Here is a 16,337-nt window from a genome sequence, read left to right as displayed (position 1 = left end):
ACTATAAGTTTTTTAATGCTTGTTTGATAATTGTTTCAACAGTCACACCCGGATTCTCCCTAACAATTTTCTCTACAACTTTTTCTGCGGCCTTTTTATTAAATCCTAAGACCTCTAACGCAGATAACGCTTCATCTTTATTTGTATTGTAACCCGAAACTGAAACTTCCTCCAAATCATACACTTTTAACACTTTATCCTTAAGATCAAGTATTACCCTTTGGGCTGTTTTTGCACCAATACCCTTTATAGACTGTATGGTGACAACATCGCCCGAAGCAATGGCCTGTATTATTTGTTTAGGTTCCAATGATGAAAGCATAGTGCGTGCCGTACCTGCCCCTACCCCTGAAACAGAAATAAGAAACTTAAACAACTCCCTTTCGGCTTTTTCCATAAAACCGAAAAGAGTATGTGCATCCTCCTTTATCTGTAAAAAAGTATAAAGTTTAATATTTTCCGAATCGGGCAAAAGAGAAAAGGTGTGCAGGGAAATATTAACCTGATACCCAACTCCGTTGCAATCTATAACTACCTCGGTTGGTGTCTTTTCTACAAGTCTTCCCTGAAGATGTGCTATCATAACAATTTTTTATCCGTTTCCAAAAATAATAAAATTCTCTAACGATTAGCTATATATTAATTTTTTGCCATTTTTAAACGTTTTTCCTTTTCCTGGGCATCAACAACCGCAACTGCAGCCATATTAACCATCTCCTCTACACTGGCACCTAACTGGAAAACGTGAACAGGTTTATTCATTCCAAGCATAATCGGCCCGATAGAAACCACCTTATTAAGTTCTTTTAACAACTTGTATGTAATATTAGCTGCATCCAAGTTAGGGAAAATTAATGTATTTACTTTTTTTCCCGCAATTTTAGAAAACGGAAACTTATCTTTAAGCATTTCAGGATTTAGAGCAAAATCTGCCTGAATTTCTCCGTCAACTATCAAATCAGGGTAATCCTCGTGAAGGATATCTACTGCCTGCCTTACTTTTACAGCTTCCGGATCCGGAGACGACCCAAAGTTTGAGAACGACACCATAGCCAGTACCGGCTCCATACCAAACATCCTTACCGTTCTTGCTGTCATAATTGCAATTTTAGCAAGCTCTTCTGCTGTTGGATTAGGATTTATAGCGGTATCCGAAAGGAATATTGGACCTCTTTTAGTAAGCATCATATTTGTTGTAGCAATCTTGCTTACGCTTGGTGCCTTACCTATAAGCTGCATAATAGGTTTCACCGTTGCAGGGTAACTTCTTGAATATCCTGTAACCATCGCATCAGCATCACCTTCGTTAACCATCATGGCTGCAAAGTAGTTACGCTCCCTCATCCATTTTTCGGCATCCAGTAAACTAACACCTCTCCTGCGTCTTGTTTCCCAAAACACATTGGCATATCTATCCCTTCTTTCTTCCTCTTCATCGGTTTTAGGGTCTATTATCGTTACCTGAGCATCAAAACCAATCTCTTCCTTAAGCTCATTGATAATCTCACTGTTACCTAAAAGGATAGGAATACCTATTTTTTCTTCCATAACTATCTGTGCTGCCTTAAGCACATCAAGGTGGTCTGCCTCAGCAAATACAATTCGTTTCGGATCTGTTTTAGCCCTATTGGTAAGTAACCTAACCATTTTGTTGTCGTTACCCAACCTGTCTAAAAGCTCCTCAACATACTTGTCCCAGTCGGCAATCGGATTTTCTGCCACTCCCGATTCCATTGCTGCTTTTGCAACAGCAGGTGGCACTACCGCAATAAGCCTCGGGTCAAATGGTTTAGGAATGATATAATCACGACCAAAGTTAAGTTTGGTTTCTCCATAAGCAATATTAACCTGCTCAGGCACCGGAGCTTTAGCAAGCTCAGCCAACGCCCTAACAGCAGCCATTTTCATAGCTTCGTTAATTTTTGTAGCCCTAACATCCATTGCGCCCCTAAAAATATAAGGGAATCCAAGTACGTTATTTACCTGATTAGGATGATCTGACCTACCTGTTGCCATAATGATATCCTCACGGGTAGCAATGGCAAGGTCATAATCTATTTCAGGTATCGGGTTTGCCATAGCAAACACGATAGGATCATTATTCATAGTAAGCAGCATTTCCGGGGTAAGCACATTACCTACCGAAAGTCCTAAGAAAACATCGCTCCCTTTAACTGCTTCAGCCAAAGAAACCGGCTCAGCATCCTTAGCATATTTAAGCTGCATATCTAATAAATCGGTACGGCTTTTAACCAGCATACCGTCTTTATCAAACATTGTGATATTCTCGGCCTTTACACCTAAAAGCAGGTAAAGGTTAGCACATGCCAGTGCTGCAGACCCCGCACCCGAAACCACTACCTTAACTTCTTCTATATTCTTTTCAGCAAGTTCAAGCGCGTTTAGTAATGCAGCCGAAGATATTATGGCCGTACCGTGCTGGTCGTCGTGCATTACAGGAATATTAAGTTCTTCTACAAGTCTTCTTTCAATTTCAAAAGACTCCGGAGCCTTAATATCCTCAAGATTTATACCTCCAAAAGTTGGGGCTATATTTTTTACCGTTTCTATAAATTTTTCTACATCTTTGGTACCAACCTCAATATCAAAAACATCTATATCGGCAAAAATCTTAAACAAAAGGCCTTTACCCTCCATTACCGGTTTTGAAGCTTCAGGGCCTATATCACCCAAGCCTAAAACGGCAGTACCGTTAGATATTACAGCAACCAGGTTACCTTTTGCGGTATATTTATAAACGTTATTTACATCTTTAGCAATTTCAAGACAAGGCTCTGCCACCCCAGGCGAATAAGCTAACGACAAATCTCTTTGTGTTGCATATTTTTTTGTAGGTACAACCTGTATTTTTCCCGGATGGGGTTTTGCGTGGTATAAAAGCGCTTCTCTTCGTTTACTATACTTGTTCATTCTATTTACTTTTATTACAGAACTTACAAAGGTAAACCTATGACCGAAATTGTGAAACTTTTAACGCTATTCTTTTCATTTAATTAATCTCCCTGCTAACAGATGAGTTTATAGCCGAAACCACGCACGTTTACAATCTCTACCGAAGTATCTTCCTGAAGTTTTTTCCTTAACTTAGTTATATAAACATCCATATTTCGGGTATTAAAAAAATTATCATCACCCCAAAGCCTCATAAGCGCAAGTTTTCTTTCTAATACCTGATTTTTGTTTTGTAATAGTAATTCCAAAAGTCTCGATTCTTTATAAGAAAGTTTTACTGTTTGAGCACTACTGTCTATAAGCTCCTGTCGCTTTGGATAAAAAACATATTCTCCTATTCTCAATTCATCCGTCGATGATTTTTCCTCTTTACTTCTTTTAAGCAGTTCGGCGACCCTTAAAAAAAGCTCTTCCAGACTAAAGGGTTTTCTTAAATAATCATTACCGCCACTCGCATATCCTTGTGCTACATCCTTAATATCTGATTTTGCGGTAAGAAACATCAATGGGATATTTTTACTGAATTCCCTTATTTGGGATGCCAGTGTAAAACCGTCTTTATACGGCATCATTACATCCAGTATACATATTGAAAATTCCTGTTCATTAAAAAGACCCCAAGCCTCTTTTCCGTTAGAAGCAAGCACTACTTCATAACCATTCTTTTCCAGGCTTTCTTTTATAACCTTACCTAAAAAAGGTTCATCTTCAGCTAACAGAATTTTATACTTCATACGGAATCCTTATTACAAACACACTTCCCTGAGGAAAATTATCCTGTACACTTATACTTCCATTATGTGCCCTCACTACTTTTTTTACATAACTAAGTCCCAGGCCATAACCTTTAACATTATGCACATTACCAGTTGGCATACGATAAAATTCATCAAAAATCTTCTTTTTATGTTCATCAGGTATACCGGGACCGTTATCTGCCACTTTAACAATAACCTCTTTACCTTCAATACCACTATCAATTTCAACCATAGGATTATTTTCTGCATTGTATTTTACAGCGTTTTCAATTAAATTAAACAGTGCTGCTGTAAGATGTTTTTTGTTTCCTTTAAAAACAATATCATTATCAGTGTACTCTACCTTAATCTTATCCCGGTAATCAACAACTACTTCCTGTACAATACTATTTAACGAAACAACATCTTCAACCACAATTCCTTTCCTCTCTATTTTTGTACCATTCAATATATCATCAGTAAGCCCAGCAAGCTTAATTGACTGATGTAAAATGATATCAATATAATTATCCCGTTCCTCTTTAGTCATTTCAAAATCTCTTAAAGCTTCGGCTGTTATAATTACAGATGTAAGCGGAGAATGTATTTCATGAGTCATATTGCTTATAAAGTCATCTTTAAGTTCACTTAGCTTTTGTTGACTAAGTAATATTCTGGCCGTATACCAAAAACAAAACAGGGTAATAACTATAAGCAACAATGAACTTATAATAATCCATTTTAATTGCTTTAGCAGATAAAGTTCTGCATTATCAAAACAAGCTTTTATTTGCCTTTCTTCCGGGTTTTTTATCCCTATATTATGCATATCAGTACAAAAACCAGACTCGTTACCCCCCTCTGCATCCAGTACAAATGGCAAATCAATACCTTTTCTTTTTAATGCAATGGTGTACTCACTTTCCAAGACCTTAATATCTATTTCTTTTTCATCTTTAAGCTTTAAAAGTCTTTCTCCAATCCCCTGAGTAAAAAACCACACTATCCCTTTTTTTAACCCGTCCCTTAATACTCCTTCCATTGCAACAACAAACTTTTCTTTAACTTCAGGTGTCATAGCATCAACCTTTCCCTCAAAATCTTCAATACTCATGCTAATCTCATTTTGTCCATTGGGCCCTATAGATTGTAATTCCTTAACTGTAAACATGGGCATATTTTTGCTCTCATCCCATTTGCAACTAATATCCACATAAGAGGTATCCATTAACCATCCCCTAAATTCCTTTACTATATCCTCGTTTCTTACCACGAGAGCACTGTCAATAGCTTCACCGAAAGCTTTCTCGGTTTCTTCTCTAAAAGCAGATTGTGCAACGGTAAAATTGCTATAACTATAATACAGTTGAAGCAGCGTGATTCCTGCCACACAAACTGACATTAATATAAAAATGAAGCGTATATTTTTTTTCATAGAATACTCAAAAATAGAATTTAAAAACAGGTTCACCCATTTTTATTAACGCTAATTAACGCTAATTAACCCCCTTTCACCTCATTCCATTACACAGCCCTATACATTTGTAATATAAAACCAACTACATTATGAAAACAAAAAAGCTATTGCTAAGTATTCTAATTTTTACCCTTTGTTCCCTACAATGCAATGCACAGGATGAGCCCGGTATAAAAATGACATCTCCGGAAATTAAAACTGATAAAGCAGTTTTAGATTTAATGTCCTGGCAAAAAATAGGTTATGAAAACGTAGAGTTTACAGGAAAGGATTTAAAAGGAAAAGATTATTATCTCGTGTCTAAAGAAATATGGGATGGTGAGATTAAAAAAACAGATACTTTAATAAACACTACCTCTCACATGCTTTTTAAAAAGGCAGAAGACACACTAAAGATAACTGTAATGACAGGAAAAGAATCTGAAAAAAAACTGCGTACCCAGTTTGATTTTGGAAGATTCAGTTTAGAAAACACTTATGAGAGCCTTCCTACAGATGATTACAGCATGCGTACTTACGGAAGACTTGTGGCTATCGAGCCAAACAAACCTTTTTATGCTTTTGCATATATATTACCTTATGAAAAAGACAACGGAAAATATTACTGTGCTGTAGAGGGTAGTGGTAAGGACATTGAAAGTTGGGGGAAATTATTCAACATTAAACATTACATACTTTTTGAAATGTGCTTTTTTGACAGACCTAAAGATGAAGATTCTAAAACTCAAAACTTCACGATTATAACCAACTAGATACAATTTAATATTTTGAGTAGTTAATCAGGGCTTAAGGAAATTTATATTTCTTTTAAGCCCTTCAAATTTTGTACGCTTAACAGCTGAGTTTTTGAACACGGCTCTAAAGGTATCTTCGGTAATTTCGTCCCAGTCTTTTTTAGTAAGGGAAAGTAAATCAGGATGCGGGTTAAACAATGGTTCCCTGTGCGGTTTTGAAAAACGGTTCCACGGACAAACATCCTGGCAAACATCGCACCCAAAAGCCCAGTCGTCAAACTTGCCTCTCATTTCGGACGGAATATTATCCTTAAGTTCTATGGTAAAATAAGAAATACATTTACTACCGTCTACCACATAAGGCTCTATAATTGCCTGAGTAGGGCATGCATCTATACAGGCAGTACAGCTCCCGCAATGATTGGTAGTAACACCATCATATTCTAAATCAAGATCAATAATCAGTTCGGCAATAAAGAAGAAGGAGCCTACCTGTTTGCTAAGCAGGTTACTGTTTTTGCCAATCCAACCCAAGCCGCTTTTTGCAGCCCAAGCCTTATCGAGCACCGGCGCTGAATCTACAAAAGCCCTTCCACCCACTTCACCTATTTCCTGCTGAATGGAATGAAGCAGCTCTTTCAGCCTCTCTTTAATCACAAAATGATAATCCTGCCCGTAAGCATATTTGGAAATTTTGTAGCTGCCCTCCGTTTGTTTTTCCTCCGGATAATAATTCAGCAGTAACGAAACTACACTTTTGGCATCATCAACCAGTAATGTTGGGTCGAGACGCTTATCAAAATAGTTTTCCATATACTGCATCTGCCCATGCCTGCCTTCCTTAAGCCATTTCTCTAAACGCGGCGCCTCTTCCTCAAGAAAACCAGCTTTAGATATACCGCAAGACAAAAAGCCGAGGCGTTTGGCTTCGGCTTTTATAAAGTCGGAATATCGTTTTCTATTGTCCAAAACTTTTGTTTAGACAGCAAAGTTACCAAAAACGACTGTAATAAAAATGCCTCCGTAAAGGAGGCACTCTAGGATTAGGCAAGTAATTCGTCCAGATTGCTTATTGCCATAGCAAAGCCCTCCTTGAAACCCATACCTACTATTTTCTCAAGGTCTTCTGCACTGTCAAAAGACAGTTCTATATTAACTGTTGTGGTATTTCCCGTTCCATTAAACCTGTTAGACCAGTACATCAATGGAAAATCAGGATTCATGTTACCCTCCTCGTCACAAAACCCGTCTTCCGATTTAAAACTTACACCTGCATCAATTGCTGTATACTGAGTTTTACACCAGTCTTTATTACCTTCCGGACTAACCATAGCATACAGCCTCATGCCCCCTACTTTAAAATTCATAACTTTAGTTTCGGTATGATACGGTTTAGGCGCCCACCATTTATCCAAAAGTTCAGCTTCTGTCCATGCCTTCCAAACTTTGTCTGCCGGAGCATCAAACGAGCGGCTAATCAGTAATTTTTTACCTGAGTCATCTTTAACAATTTTCGTTTCTTTCATGATTTATTTAATTAATTGTTTGTTTACATATCCTTTAGTAAATCATCAAGTTGAGAAAAGCGACCTTCCCAAACCTTTCTAAAAGGTTCCAGCCACTCATCCACCTCTCTCATTTTTTTAGTATTAAGCAAATAATAGATTTCCCTACCCGATTGCTTATGTGTAAGCAATCCGCATTCAGCGAGCACCCCTAAGTGTTTAGACACAGCCTGTCTTGTGGTAGAAAATTCGGCAGCCAAAGCATTGGGCGTCATTTCTTCTTTAAGCAACAGATTCAAAATTGATCTGCGTGTCGGGTCGGCTATAGCCTGAAAAACATCTCTTCTTACAATTTGTGACATAATACGCAACTTTATAGTTGCAAATATATAAAACGAAACCATATGGTTGCGTAAAAATAAAGTTAAATTTAGCGCATAAAAAAAGCTTCGGCATTACCGAAGCTTTCATCTATAGTCATATCATTTAATTAAAATAACCCTCCCTGAGTAGCTCTCACCCTGCCCAAATGTTTATAGGCTTTCTCAGTTACTTCCCTTCCTCTCGGAGTTCTTATAATAAATCCTTCCTGAATAAGGAATGGTTCATATACTTCCTCAATAGTCTCACCACTTTCTGATACAGCTGTTGCAAGGGTAGATAAACCTACCGGCCCTCCTTTAAACTTATCTATAATAGTAGTAAGTATCCTGTTATCCATTTCATCAAGCCCATGGGCATCCACATTAAGCGCTTTAAGCGAATATCTGGAAATCTCTATATCTATCTTACCATTACCCTTAATCTGGGCAAAATCGCGCACCCTGCGAAGTAATGCGTTAGCTATACGCGGAGTCCCTCGACTACGACCGGCAATCTCGATGGCTGCCTCCATAGTGATAGGCATTTTTAATATTGCTGAACTACGCTGTACTATTGTAGTAAGTAGTTCAGTAGTATAGTACTGTAATCTGCTTGAAATACCAAAACGGGCACGCATAGGCGCGGTTAGCAGACCAGAACGCGTTGTTGCACCCACAAGCGTAAAAGGATTAAGGTTTATTTGAACAGAGCGGGCATTTGGTCCCGACTCTATCATTATATCAATCTTAAAGTCCTCCATAGCTGAATACAAGTATTCTTCCACTATAGGGCTAAGCCTGTGAATCTCATCAATAAAAAGTATATCCCTTTCATCAAGATTGGTTAATAAACCTGCAAGATCACCGGGTTTATCAAGCACAGGACCCGATGTAATTTTAATCCCAACTCCTAATTCGTTTGCCAGTATGTTTGCCAAAGTAGTTTTACCCAGTCCAGGAGGGCCATGAAATAAAGTATGGTCAAGCGCCTCATCTCGATAATTGGCAGCTTCCACAAACACCTTGAGATTTTCCAGTACTTGGTCCTGTCCGGTAAAATCATCAAAAGAAAGCGGCCTTAATTTTTTTTCAAGGTCGAGCTCATCGGCATTATAGTTTTTATTTGTAGGATCTAAATTCTCGTTCATAAGGCAAATATAAATTTAAAATCTGAAGTTACATTTGGTATCCTTCAGATAACACATCATGCCATTCAGGATTATTATCTATAAAATGGGCAACATAAGAGCAGGCAGGCACAACTATAAGGTTATTCTTTCTGCAATAGTCAAGACTTTTTTCAACCAATATGGCAGCAAGACCTTTACCCCTTAAAGGAACAGGAACCTCTGTATGATTAAGAAAGATTTTCTTTCCGTCAATATAATATTCCAGGAAGGCAATTTCACCATCCTCCATTTTCATTTCAAACTGATTCATGCTTCTGTTGTCTGTAAAACTGTAATTCTCTCTTTCCATAATCATATTTTTATTTTATATAAAAATACGCATTAAAAACAAAAAGCCTCTCGGTTAGGAGAGGCTTTTCTATCAATAAGAACCATATTAATGGTGTAATTGTTCTTCGTTTGGTTTCATAGGTACAGTTTGCGGAACGAAATCTTCGTCATGACCCGGTTTGCTGTAGTCATATGGCCATCTGTAAACTTCAGGTATTTCACCCGGCCAGTTACCGTGAATGTGCTCAACTGGTGTAGTCCACTCAAGAGTGTTAGATTTCCAAGGGTTTTGTGGAGCTTTTTTACCTCTAAAAATACTGTAGAAGAAGTTCCATAAGAATACTAACTGGAATGCAGCACCAATAATAGCGAACATTGTAATTAGCACGTTAACGTCTGCAAGGTCATCAAACAGAGGGAATGCAGAGTTAGTATAGTAACGTCTTGGAAGACCCGCCATACCAATAAAGTGCATTGGGAAGAATACTCCGTAAGCACATACTGCAGTTACCCAGAAGTGAATATAACCAAGGTTCTTGTTTAGCATCCTACCAAACATTTTAGGGAACCAGTGGTAAATACCGGCAAACATACCGTATAAAGCAGAGATACCCATTACTAAGTGGAAGTGAGCCACTACGAAGTAAGTATCGTGAACGTTAATATCAAGTGTACTGTCACCAAGGATAATACCTGTAAGACCACCAGTGATGAAAGTAGATACAAGACCTATTGAGAAAAGCATTGCAGGATTCATCTGCAGGTTACCTCTCCATAGTGTTGTAATATAGTTGAATGCCTTAACTGCCGAAGGAATCGCGATAAGTAATGTTGTAAAGGTAAATACCGAACCTAAGAACGGGTTCATACCTGATACGAACATATGGTGACCCCAAACGATAGTTGAAAGGAATGCAATTGCAAGTATTGAAGCAATCATCGCACGGTAACCAAAGATTGGCTTACGTGAGTTTGTTGCAATAATTTCAGAAGTAATACCTAATGCCGGTAGTAATACGATGTATACCTCAGGGTGACCTAAGAACCAGAATAAGTGTTCAAATAATACCGGAGAACCTCCCTGATAGTGTAGCACATCACCTGCAATAAAAATATCTGAAAGGAAGAATGAAGTACCAAAGCTTCTGTCAAATATTAAAAGTAATGCAGCAGATAATAATACAGGGAAAGATACGATACCGATTACAGCTGTAATAAAGAAAGCCCAAATTGTAAGAGGTAGTCTTGTCATAGACATACCTTTTGTTCTAAGGTTAATTACAGTTACTACATAGTTAAGAGATCCCATTAGTGAAGAAGCAATGAATATTGCCATAGACACTAACCAAAGTGTCATACCTGCACCAGAACCACCAATAGCCTGGGGTAAAGCACTTAACGGAGGGTATATTGTCCAACCTGCTGAAGCCGGTCCTGCCTCTACAAACAGAGAGATAACCATGATCACAGAAGAAAGGAAGAATAACCAGTAAGATATCATGTTCATGAAACCTGAAGCCATATCTCTTGCACCAATCTGTAATGGAATAAGAAGGTTACTGAAAGTACCACTTAAACCTGCTGTTAGTACAAAGAATACCATTATGGTACCGTGAATTGTAACAAGTGCCAGGTAAATATCGTTACGCATAACTCCATCAGGAGCAAATTTATCTCCAAGAAGTACTTTAAAAATTGTGAACGACTCCTCCGGCCATGCAATCTGCATACGGAATAATATTGACATCACAATACCTATAATACCCATGATCACACCGGTAAGAAGGTACTGCTTGGCGATCATCTTATGATCAATACTAAAGATATACTTCGTGATGAAGGTATCTTTGTGGTGATGATCATGTGCATCGTGATGTTCTTCGTGACCGTGTATTTCGTGTCCTACTGCTGACATATTTCTTTAATTTGAATATATTAAAAAAGAATTGTTTTTTTATTAATGTGCTGCTGCTACTGCTGCAGTATCCGCTACTACGGTTTCAGGCTGCTCTTCTGTTGCAGGAGCTGGCGTTTCCGCCGGAGCTTCGCTAGCCTGAGATTCTTTTACAGCTGCACCTAGTGTTTTTTGTCCACCTAACCATTTATTAAAGTCGGCTTCGTCTTCAACAACAATTTTCATCTGCATGTTGTAGTGAGATGCACCACAAATTTTATTACAAAGCAGTAAATAATCAAATGTATAAGGAGCTAAAGCCTCTTTTCCGTCTGCAGTTAAAGCTGCACTTTTCTCCGATCTGATTCTGTTGATATTAGCAACTTTATCCATAATCATAGGATCAAGACGCATTTCTTCAGTTGTAATGGTAGGAACAAAAGAGAACTGAGTTACCATACCCGGAACAACGTTCATCTGAGCCCTGAAGTGAGGCATATAAGCAGAGTGAAGAACGTCCTGAGAACGGAACTTGAATATCACCTGCTTACCTTTAGGAAGGTGAAGTTCTGAAGCCTGGATATCATCCTGAGCGTTTGGATCACCCATATCAACACCTAAAGTATTAACACCTTCAATATATCTTACGTTAGCTTTACCAAGTACACCGTCTTCTCCGGCATATCTTACTTCCCAGTTAAACTGTTTAGCGTAAACTTCAACAATTAGTGTATCTTCTTTATCTTCATCAACAAACATGATGTTTGTCCATGCATATAATCCGTAAAGGATAAGACCTGCAAGTACGATTACCGGAATAATCGTCCATATAAACTCCAGTTTATCATTATCAGCATAGTAAAAAGCAACTTTACCCTCTTTACCTCTGTATTTAAATGCGAAGTAATGTAAAAGGAACTGAGTTATAGTTTGTACAACAAAAATCAGTACCATTGATATAGTCATCAGGTTATCATACTGAGGACCGTGCTCAGAAGCAGGAGTACCTAAAGCTAAGTGACCCCATTTTGCTAAACCTATTATAGTAAATACATAGATGAAACCTAAAAAGGCAAACATCAGGTAACCATTAACATTATTATCTCTGTCGTTAGCAACTTCAGAGTTATCGCTACCTGAAGCAGCTCCAACCTGAGTTAAATCGAATATTTTAGTTAATTGCCATATTGCAATGCCTAATAAAACTAAAACTATAATTATCAATAAACTTGTCATTTGTTTATTCTTTAAATATTAATAATGAAAATGCTTACTTTCTTCAATTAGCGGGTTACGTTTAGCTAATAGAGGTGCTTTTGCAATTGAACTGAACACAACAAAGATAAACAATCCCATAAAGAACAGTATTGCACCTATTTCACCAGCTCCTATAAACCACTGGTCACCAACAGTTGCAGGCATAATCATATTGAAGAAGTCAATATAGTGTCCGCAAAGGATAATTATACCAGCCATAACCACAATCCATGAAAGGCGTTTGAAATCTGTATTGATAAGGATTAATACCGGGAATACAAAGTTCATAACTACCATTCCAAAGAAAGGAAGGTTATAATCGTTAATTCTAGTAATAAAGTAAGTAATCTCTTCAGGTATATCAGCATACCATATTAGCATGAACTGAGAGAACCATAAGTAAGTCCAGAATACACTAAAACCAAACATGAATTTAGCTAAATCGTGTATGTGGCTGGTATTAACATACTCCAGGTAACCTCTTGATTTAAGGTATAATGTTACCATAGCGATAACAGTTACTGCACTTACAACAAAACTTGCAAATACATACCATCCGAATAATGTACTGAACCAGTGAGGATCAACAGACATAATCCAGTCCCAAGACATGATAGACTCACTCACAATGAAGAACACTAAGAAAGCCGCAGAAGCTTTGAAGTTTTTCTTGTAGTAAGAATTGTCGTTAGCCTCATCCTGAGCAAGAGAGTTCTTTCTTGCATACTGGCGGTAAAGTATCCAACCACCCATGAAGATAACTGCTCTTATAAGGAAGAATGTACCGTTAAGGTATCCTGATTTACCCTGAATAAGGTGATCGTGAGCAACAACTTCATCATCCATCCAAATGAATAAGTGGTGAGTTCCCATAACTCCTAATACAAGTAAAACAAATACTATAATTGCGCCCGGTATAAGGTAGGCAGAAATACCCTCCATTACCCTAAACACTACAGGAGACCATCCTGCAGATGCAGCATTTTGAATTGCGTAGAAAGCTAAAGCTCCTAATGCTATAAGCATAAAGAATAAAGCTGCTACATAAACTGCTGCCCAAGGCTTGTTTTGTAACTGGTGAAGAACATGCTCTAAGTGTGCATGGTGCTCATCATTGTGAGCATCTGCTGCATGAGCATCGGCAGCGTGGCCGTGAGCATCATGTGAAGCTTCTGCGTGAGCAGCTTCAGAGTGATCAGCTGTTTGAACATGAGCATCTTTTGCCTCGTGGTGATCAGCAGCTTCCGCATGAGCGTCACCATGATGACCGTGTTGATCGGCTAATATAGCCTCAACATCATTAATATCTTTTGGTGCAGTGAAAAAACTATAACCAATCCCAAGAACACCTACGATCATTAGGATAAAAGAAAAAGTTTTTAGTCTACTTGAAAATGTGTACATATTTTATGCTTTCAGTGTTCTACAATTATAATTCACTCCTAAGTTTCATTACATAATGTGCAACCTGCCAACGCTCTTTTTGAGTAAGCTGATTAGCATGAGAACCCATGTTGTTTTTACCATAAGTCTCTACGTGGAAAACACTTCCTTCTGTAATGTCTCTTTCTTTATAATTAGGTATACCAAGGAATTTTTCCCTTTTGGCAAGATTACCTTTACCATCACCTTTGTCGCCGTGACAAATAGCACAGTAAATAGTGTAAAGTTCAGCACCTTTACCCATATCAACTTCTGTACTGTCTAGAGGAGATTTCAGGTTTGCTTTTGCAAGTTCATAACCTTCCTCGGTATTTTCATACTCATATGGAGAAAATCCTCTTGGGATAGAACCTTCTGCAGGTAACTGTCCTTCTTTTCCGTTACGGAAAGCAGAAGACTCTGAGTAGGTTTCATAAGGAACCGCCTCATACATATTTGGAAAATACTGATAGTTTGGTCGTGATTTATCAAAGCAGGAAGTAGCTACTGCCGATACACATACCAAAAATGCTATTTTATATATTGCTTTCATATCTCTCTCTTAGTGCTTTTCAATTACTTTTACTTCCACAGCTCCTGTGTTCTCAAAGAATGAAACTATCTGATCAACATCACCGTGAACAGAAACTTCCATTAAGAAATGGTCATCTGTAGTTCTTACATCCGGATTTTCTGCCTCTTTAAATGGCCATAATTTACTTCTCATATAAAAAGTGATAACCATTAAGTGAGCTGCAAAAAATACAGTCATCTCAAACATTACAGGAACGAAAGCCGGCATGTTTTGAATGAAACTGAAACTTGGCTTACCACCAATATCCTGAGGCCAGTCAACAATCATTATGTAACGCAGCATTGCAGTTGCAATAGATAAACCAACCAAACCATATAAGAAAGAGCAGATAGCTATTCTTGTAGGTGCAAGGCCCATAGCCTTATCTAGCCCGTGTACAGGGAATGGTGTATAAATTTCTTCAATATGATGATGAGCAGCGCGTGTTTGTTTTACAGCATCCATCAGGATATCATCATCATTGTATAGTACATGTATAACTTTATTACTCATGATCGTAATGATTAATGTGAATGATTGTTGTGTCCTTCTTCTCTTAGTCTCTTATATTTATCACTTGAAGTCTTCATGATAGATTTAACCTCTGCCTGTGCAATTACAGGGAAGCTTCTTGAATAAAGTAAGAATAATACAAAGAAGAAACCAATTGTACCTATGAAGAAACCTGCATCTACAAATGTAGGCTGGAACATAGTCCAAGATGATGGTAGGTAATCTCTGTGAAGTGATGTAACGATAATTACGAAACGCTCAAACCACATACCTATGTTTACTACGATAGAGATGATAAACGATGCCATGATACTTGTTCTGATTTTCTTGAACCACATAACCTGCGGAGAAACCACGTTACAAGTCATCATCAGGAAGTATGACCACCAGTAAGGACCTGTAGCCCTGTTAAGGAAAGCATACTGCTCATATTCAACACCTGAATACCATGCAATAAATAACTCAGTTATATAAGCGACACCTACGATTGAACCTGTAATCATGATAATAATGTTCATTAGCTCAATGTGCTGTATCGTAATGTAAGCTTCAAGGTTAGATACCTTCCTCATAATGATAAGTAGTGTGTTTACCATCGCAAATCCTGAGAAGATCGCACCGGCAACGAAGTATGGAGGAAGAATTGTAGTGTGCCATCCCGGTATAACCGAAGTAGCAAAGTCAAATGATACGATAGTGTGTACTGAAAGTACAAGAGGAGTTGCTAAACCGGCAAGTACAAGAGAAACCTCTTCAAAACGCTGCCAGTCTTTTGCTCTACCACTCCATCCGAAACTCACGATAGAGTAAACTCTTTTTGTAAACGGAGTTACTGCCCTGTCGCGAAGCATTGCAAAGTCAGGTAATAAACCTGTCCACCAGAAAACAAGTGATACAGAAAGATAAGTAGAAATTGCAAATACGTCCCAAAGTAGCGGTGAGTTAAAGTTAACCCAAAGTGAACCAAACTGGTTTGGAACAGGCATTACCCAATATGCTAACCAAGGACGACCCATGTGGAATACAGGGAACATAGCCGCCTGAATTACCGAGAAGATGGTCATCGCCTCAGCAGAACGGTTAATTGCCATTCTCCACTTTTGGCGGAATAATAATAATACTGCAGAAATAAGTGTTCCGGCGTGACCGATACCTACCCACCAAACGAAGTTGGTAATATCCCAGGCCCAGCCTACTGTTTTATTTGAACCCCATGTACCGATACCAGTTCCAACTGTGTAAGCCACACAAGCTACACCCCAAAGGAAAGCGGCTAGTGCAATAGAGAAAGCTATCCACCACTGCTTGTTGGCCCTGCCTTCCACTGGTGCTGCAACATCAACTGTTACATCGTGAAAATTTTTATCACCTATAACTAAAGGTTTTCTAATGGGTGCTTCGTAATGAGACGACATAATCCTTTATATTG

General features: G+C 38.2%; 16 protein-coding genes. 1 reads left to right on the top strand and 15 read right to left on the bottom strand.

Translation table 11 applies throughout. The features are described 5' to 3' along the window. Position 1 precedes the first annotated feature (1 nt). The 4 genes from ruvA to NU09_RS08285 all read right to left on the bottom strand — a co-directional run bounded on the left by ruvA (position 2) and on the right by NU09_RS08285 (position 5,145). Positions 2-583, bottom strand: coding sequence for a Holliday junction branch migration protein RuvA (ruvA, locus tag NU09_RS08300; RefSeq protein ID WP_129750814.1), 582 nt, complete (start codon positions 581-583; stop codon positions 2-4). A 56-nt stretch (positions 584-639) separates the two neighbouring features. Then, a complete protein-coding gene (locus NU09_RS08295) occupies positions 640-2,931 on the bottom strand; it encodes an NADP-dependent malic enzyme (protein ID WP_129750813.1) in 2,292 nt (763 codons plus the stop codon). Positions 2,932-3,026: 95 nt separating this feature from the next. After that, complete coding sequence (locus NU09_RS08290) at positions 3,027-3,707, bottom strand: response regulator transcription factor (RefSeq protein ID WP_129750812.1); 681 nt, start codon at positions 3,705-3,707, stop codon at positions 3,027-3,029. Then, the gene (locus NU09_RS08285; protein ID WP_129750811.1) at positions 3,697-5,145 is read right to left on the bottom strand and encodes a sensor histidine kinase; all 1,449 of its coding nucleotides are present in this window, start codon (positions 5,143-5,145) and stop codon (positions 3,697-3,699) included. Before NU09_RS08285 ends, NU09_RS08290 begins: the two co-directional genes overlap by 11 nt. A gap of 131 nt (positions 5,146-5,276) precedes the next feature. Here NU09_RS08285 and NU09_RS08280 point away from each other — a divergent pair, with 131 nt between their 5' ends. Then, positions 5,277-5,939: a hypothetical protein gene (locus tag NU09_RS08280; RefSeq protein WP_129750810.1), complete on the top strand. Its 663-nt coding sequence runs from the start codon at positions 5,277-5,279 to the stop codon at positions 5,937-5,939. A 27-nt stretch (positions 5,940-5,966) separates the two neighbouring features. Here the strand turns inward: NU09_RS08280 and queG are convergent, their stop codons facing one another. The 11 genes from queG to nrfD form a co-directional block, all read right to left on the bottom strand. Then, the gene (gene queG / locus NU09_RS08275; protein WP_129750809.1) at positions 5,967-6,890 is read right to left on the bottom strand and encodes a tRNA epoxyqueuosine(34) reductase QueG; all 924 of its coding nucleotides are present in this window, start codon (positions 6,888-6,890) and stop codon (positions 5,967-5,969) included. Positions 6,891-6,964: 74 nt separating this feature from the next. Further along, positions 6,965-7,447 (bottom strand): SRPBCC domain-containing protein, encoded by a 483-nt coding sequence (locus NU09_RS08270; RefSeq protein WP_129750808.1) that lies wholly within the window; start codon positions 7,445-7,447, stop codon positions 6,965-6,967. A gap of 23 nt (positions 7,448-7,470) precedes the next feature. Continuing rightward, positions 7,471-7,788, bottom strand: a complete 318-nt coding sequence (locus NU09_RS08265) for an ArsR/SmtB family transcription factor (protein ID WP_129750807.1) — start codon at positions 7,786-7,788, stop codon at positions 7,471-7,473. A gap of 128 nt (positions 7,789-7,916) precedes the next feature. Further along, complete coding sequence (gene ruvB, locus NU09_RS08260) at positions 7,917-8,936, bottom strand: Holliday junction branch migration DNA helicase RuvB (RefSeq protein WP_129750806.1); 1,020 nt, start codon at positions 8,934-8,936, stop codon at positions 7,917-7,919. Between the two features lie 28 nt (positions 8,937-8,964). Beyond that, positions 8,965-9,267, bottom strand: coding sequence for a GNAT family N-acetyltransferase (locus tag NU09_RS08255; RefSeq protein WP_165357677.1), 303 nt, complete (start codon positions 9,265-9,267; stop codon positions 8,965-8,967). 87 nt (positions 9,268-9,354) lie between these two features. After that, the gene (locus tag NU09_RS08250) at positions 9,355-11,163 is read right to left on the bottom strand and encodes a cbb3-type cytochrome c oxidase subunit I (protein WP_129750804.1); all 1,809 of its coding nucleotides are present in this window, start codon (positions 11,161-11,163) and stop codon (positions 9,355-9,357) included. Between the two features lie 42 nt (positions 11,164-11,205). Next, a complete protein-coding gene (locus NU09_RS08245) occupies positions 11,206-12,378 on the bottom strand; it encodes a cytochrome c oxidase subunit II (RefSeq protein ID WP_129750803.1) in 1,173 nt (390 codons plus the stop codon). 18 nt (positions 12,379-12,396) lie between these two features. After that, positions 12,397-13,803 (bottom strand): quinol:cytochrome C oxidoreductase, encoded by a 1,407-nt coding sequence (locus NU09_RS08240; RefSeq protein WP_129750802.1) that lies wholly within the window; start codon positions 13,801-13,803, stop codon positions 12,397-12,399. Positions 13,804-13,828: 25 nt separating this feature from the next. Then, positions 13,829-14,374 carry a c-type cytochrome gene (locus NU09_RS08235; protein ID WP_129750801.1) on the bottom strand — a complete coding sequence of 182 codons (546 nt, stop codon included), beginning with the start codon at positions 14,372-14,374 and terminating at the stop codon, positions 13,829-13,831. 9 nt (positions 14,375-14,383) lie between these two features. After that, positions 14,384-14,908, bottom strand: a complete 525-nt coding sequence (locus tag NU09_RS08230; RefSeq protein WP_129750800.1) for a DUF3341 domain-containing protein — start codon at positions 14,906-14,908, stop codon at positions 14,384-14,386. A gap of 11 nt (positions 14,909-14,919) precedes the next feature. Then, on the bottom strand, positions 14,920-16,323 hold the full coding sequence (gene nrfD / locus NU09_RS08225; protein WP_129750799.1) for an NrfD/PsrC family molybdoenzyme membrane anchor subunit: 1,404 nt from the start codon (positions 16,321-16,323) through the stop codon (positions 14,920-14,922). Positions 16,324-16,337: the final 14 nt, after the last annotated feature.

Source organism: Flavobacterium beibuense (assembly GCF_004151245.1).
Lineage (GTDB): Bacteria > Bacteroidota > Bacteroidia > Flavobacteriales > Flavobacteriaceae > Flavobacterium > Flavobacterium beibuense_A.
The sequence above is the reverse complement of the archived record's forward strand: the minus strand, read 5'-3'. Positions and strand labels throughout refer to the sequence as shown.

Bases quoted from the DNA above. Each gene is read 5' to 3' on its own strand.
- ruvA (WP_129750814.1), bottom strand. From the start codon at position 583: ATGATAGCACATCTTCAGGGAAGACTTGTAGAAAAGACACCAACCGAG.
- NU09_RS08295 (WP_129750813.1), bottom strand. From the start codon at position 2,931: ATGAACAAGTATAGTAAACGAAGAGAAGCGCTTTTATACCACGCAAAA.
- NU09_RS08290 (WP_129750812.1), bottom strand. From the start codon at position 3,707: ATGAAGTATAAAATTCTGTTAGCTGAAGATGAACCTTTTTTAGGTAAG.
- NU09_RS08285 (WP_129750811.1), bottom strand. From the start codon at position 5,145: ATGAAAAAAAATATACGCTTCATTTTTATATTAATGTCAGTTTGTGTG.
- NU09_RS08280 (WP_129750810.1), top strand. From the start codon at position 5,277: ATGAAAACAAAAAAGCTATTGCTAAGTATTCTAATTTTTACCCTTTGT.
- NU09_RS08270 (WP_129750808.1), bottom strand. From the start codon at position 7,447: ATGAAAGAAACGAAAATTGTTAAAGATGACTCAGGTAAAAAATTACTG.
- NU09_RS08265 (WP_129750807.1), bottom strand. From the start codon at position 7,788: ATGTCACAAATTGTAAGAAGAGATGTTTTTCAGGCTATAGCCGACCCG.
- ruvB (WP_129750806.1), bottom strand. From the start codon at position 8,936: ATGAACGAGAATTTAGATCCTACAAATAAAAACTATAATGCCGATGAG.
- NU09_RS08255 (WP_165357677.1), bottom strand. From the start codon at position 9,267: ATGGAAAGAGAGAATTACAGTTTTACAGACAACAGAAGCATGAATCAG.
- NU09_RS08250 (WP_129750804.1), bottom strand. From the start codon at position 11,163: ATGTCAGCAGTAGGACACGAAATACACGGTCACGAAGAACATCACGAT.
- NU09_RS08245 (WP_129750803.1), bottom strand. From the start codon at position 12,378: ATGACAAGTTTATTGATAATTATAGTTTTAGTTTTATTAGGCATTGCA.
- NU09_RS08240 (WP_129750802.1), bottom strand. From the start codon at position 13,803: ATGTACACATTTTCAAGTAGACTAAAAACTTTTTCTTTTATCCTAATG.
- NU09_RS08235 (WP_129750801.1), bottom strand. From the start codon at position 14,374: ATGAAAGCAATATATAAAATAGCATTTTTGGTATGTGTATCGGCAGTA.
- NU09_RS08230 (WP_129750800.1), bottom strand. From the start codon at position 14,908: ATGAGTAATAAAGTTATACATGTACTATACAATGATGATGATATCCTG.
- nrfD (WP_129750799.1), bottom strand. From the start codon at position 16,323: ATGTCGTCTCATTACGAAGCACCCATTAGAAAACCTTTAGTTATAGGT.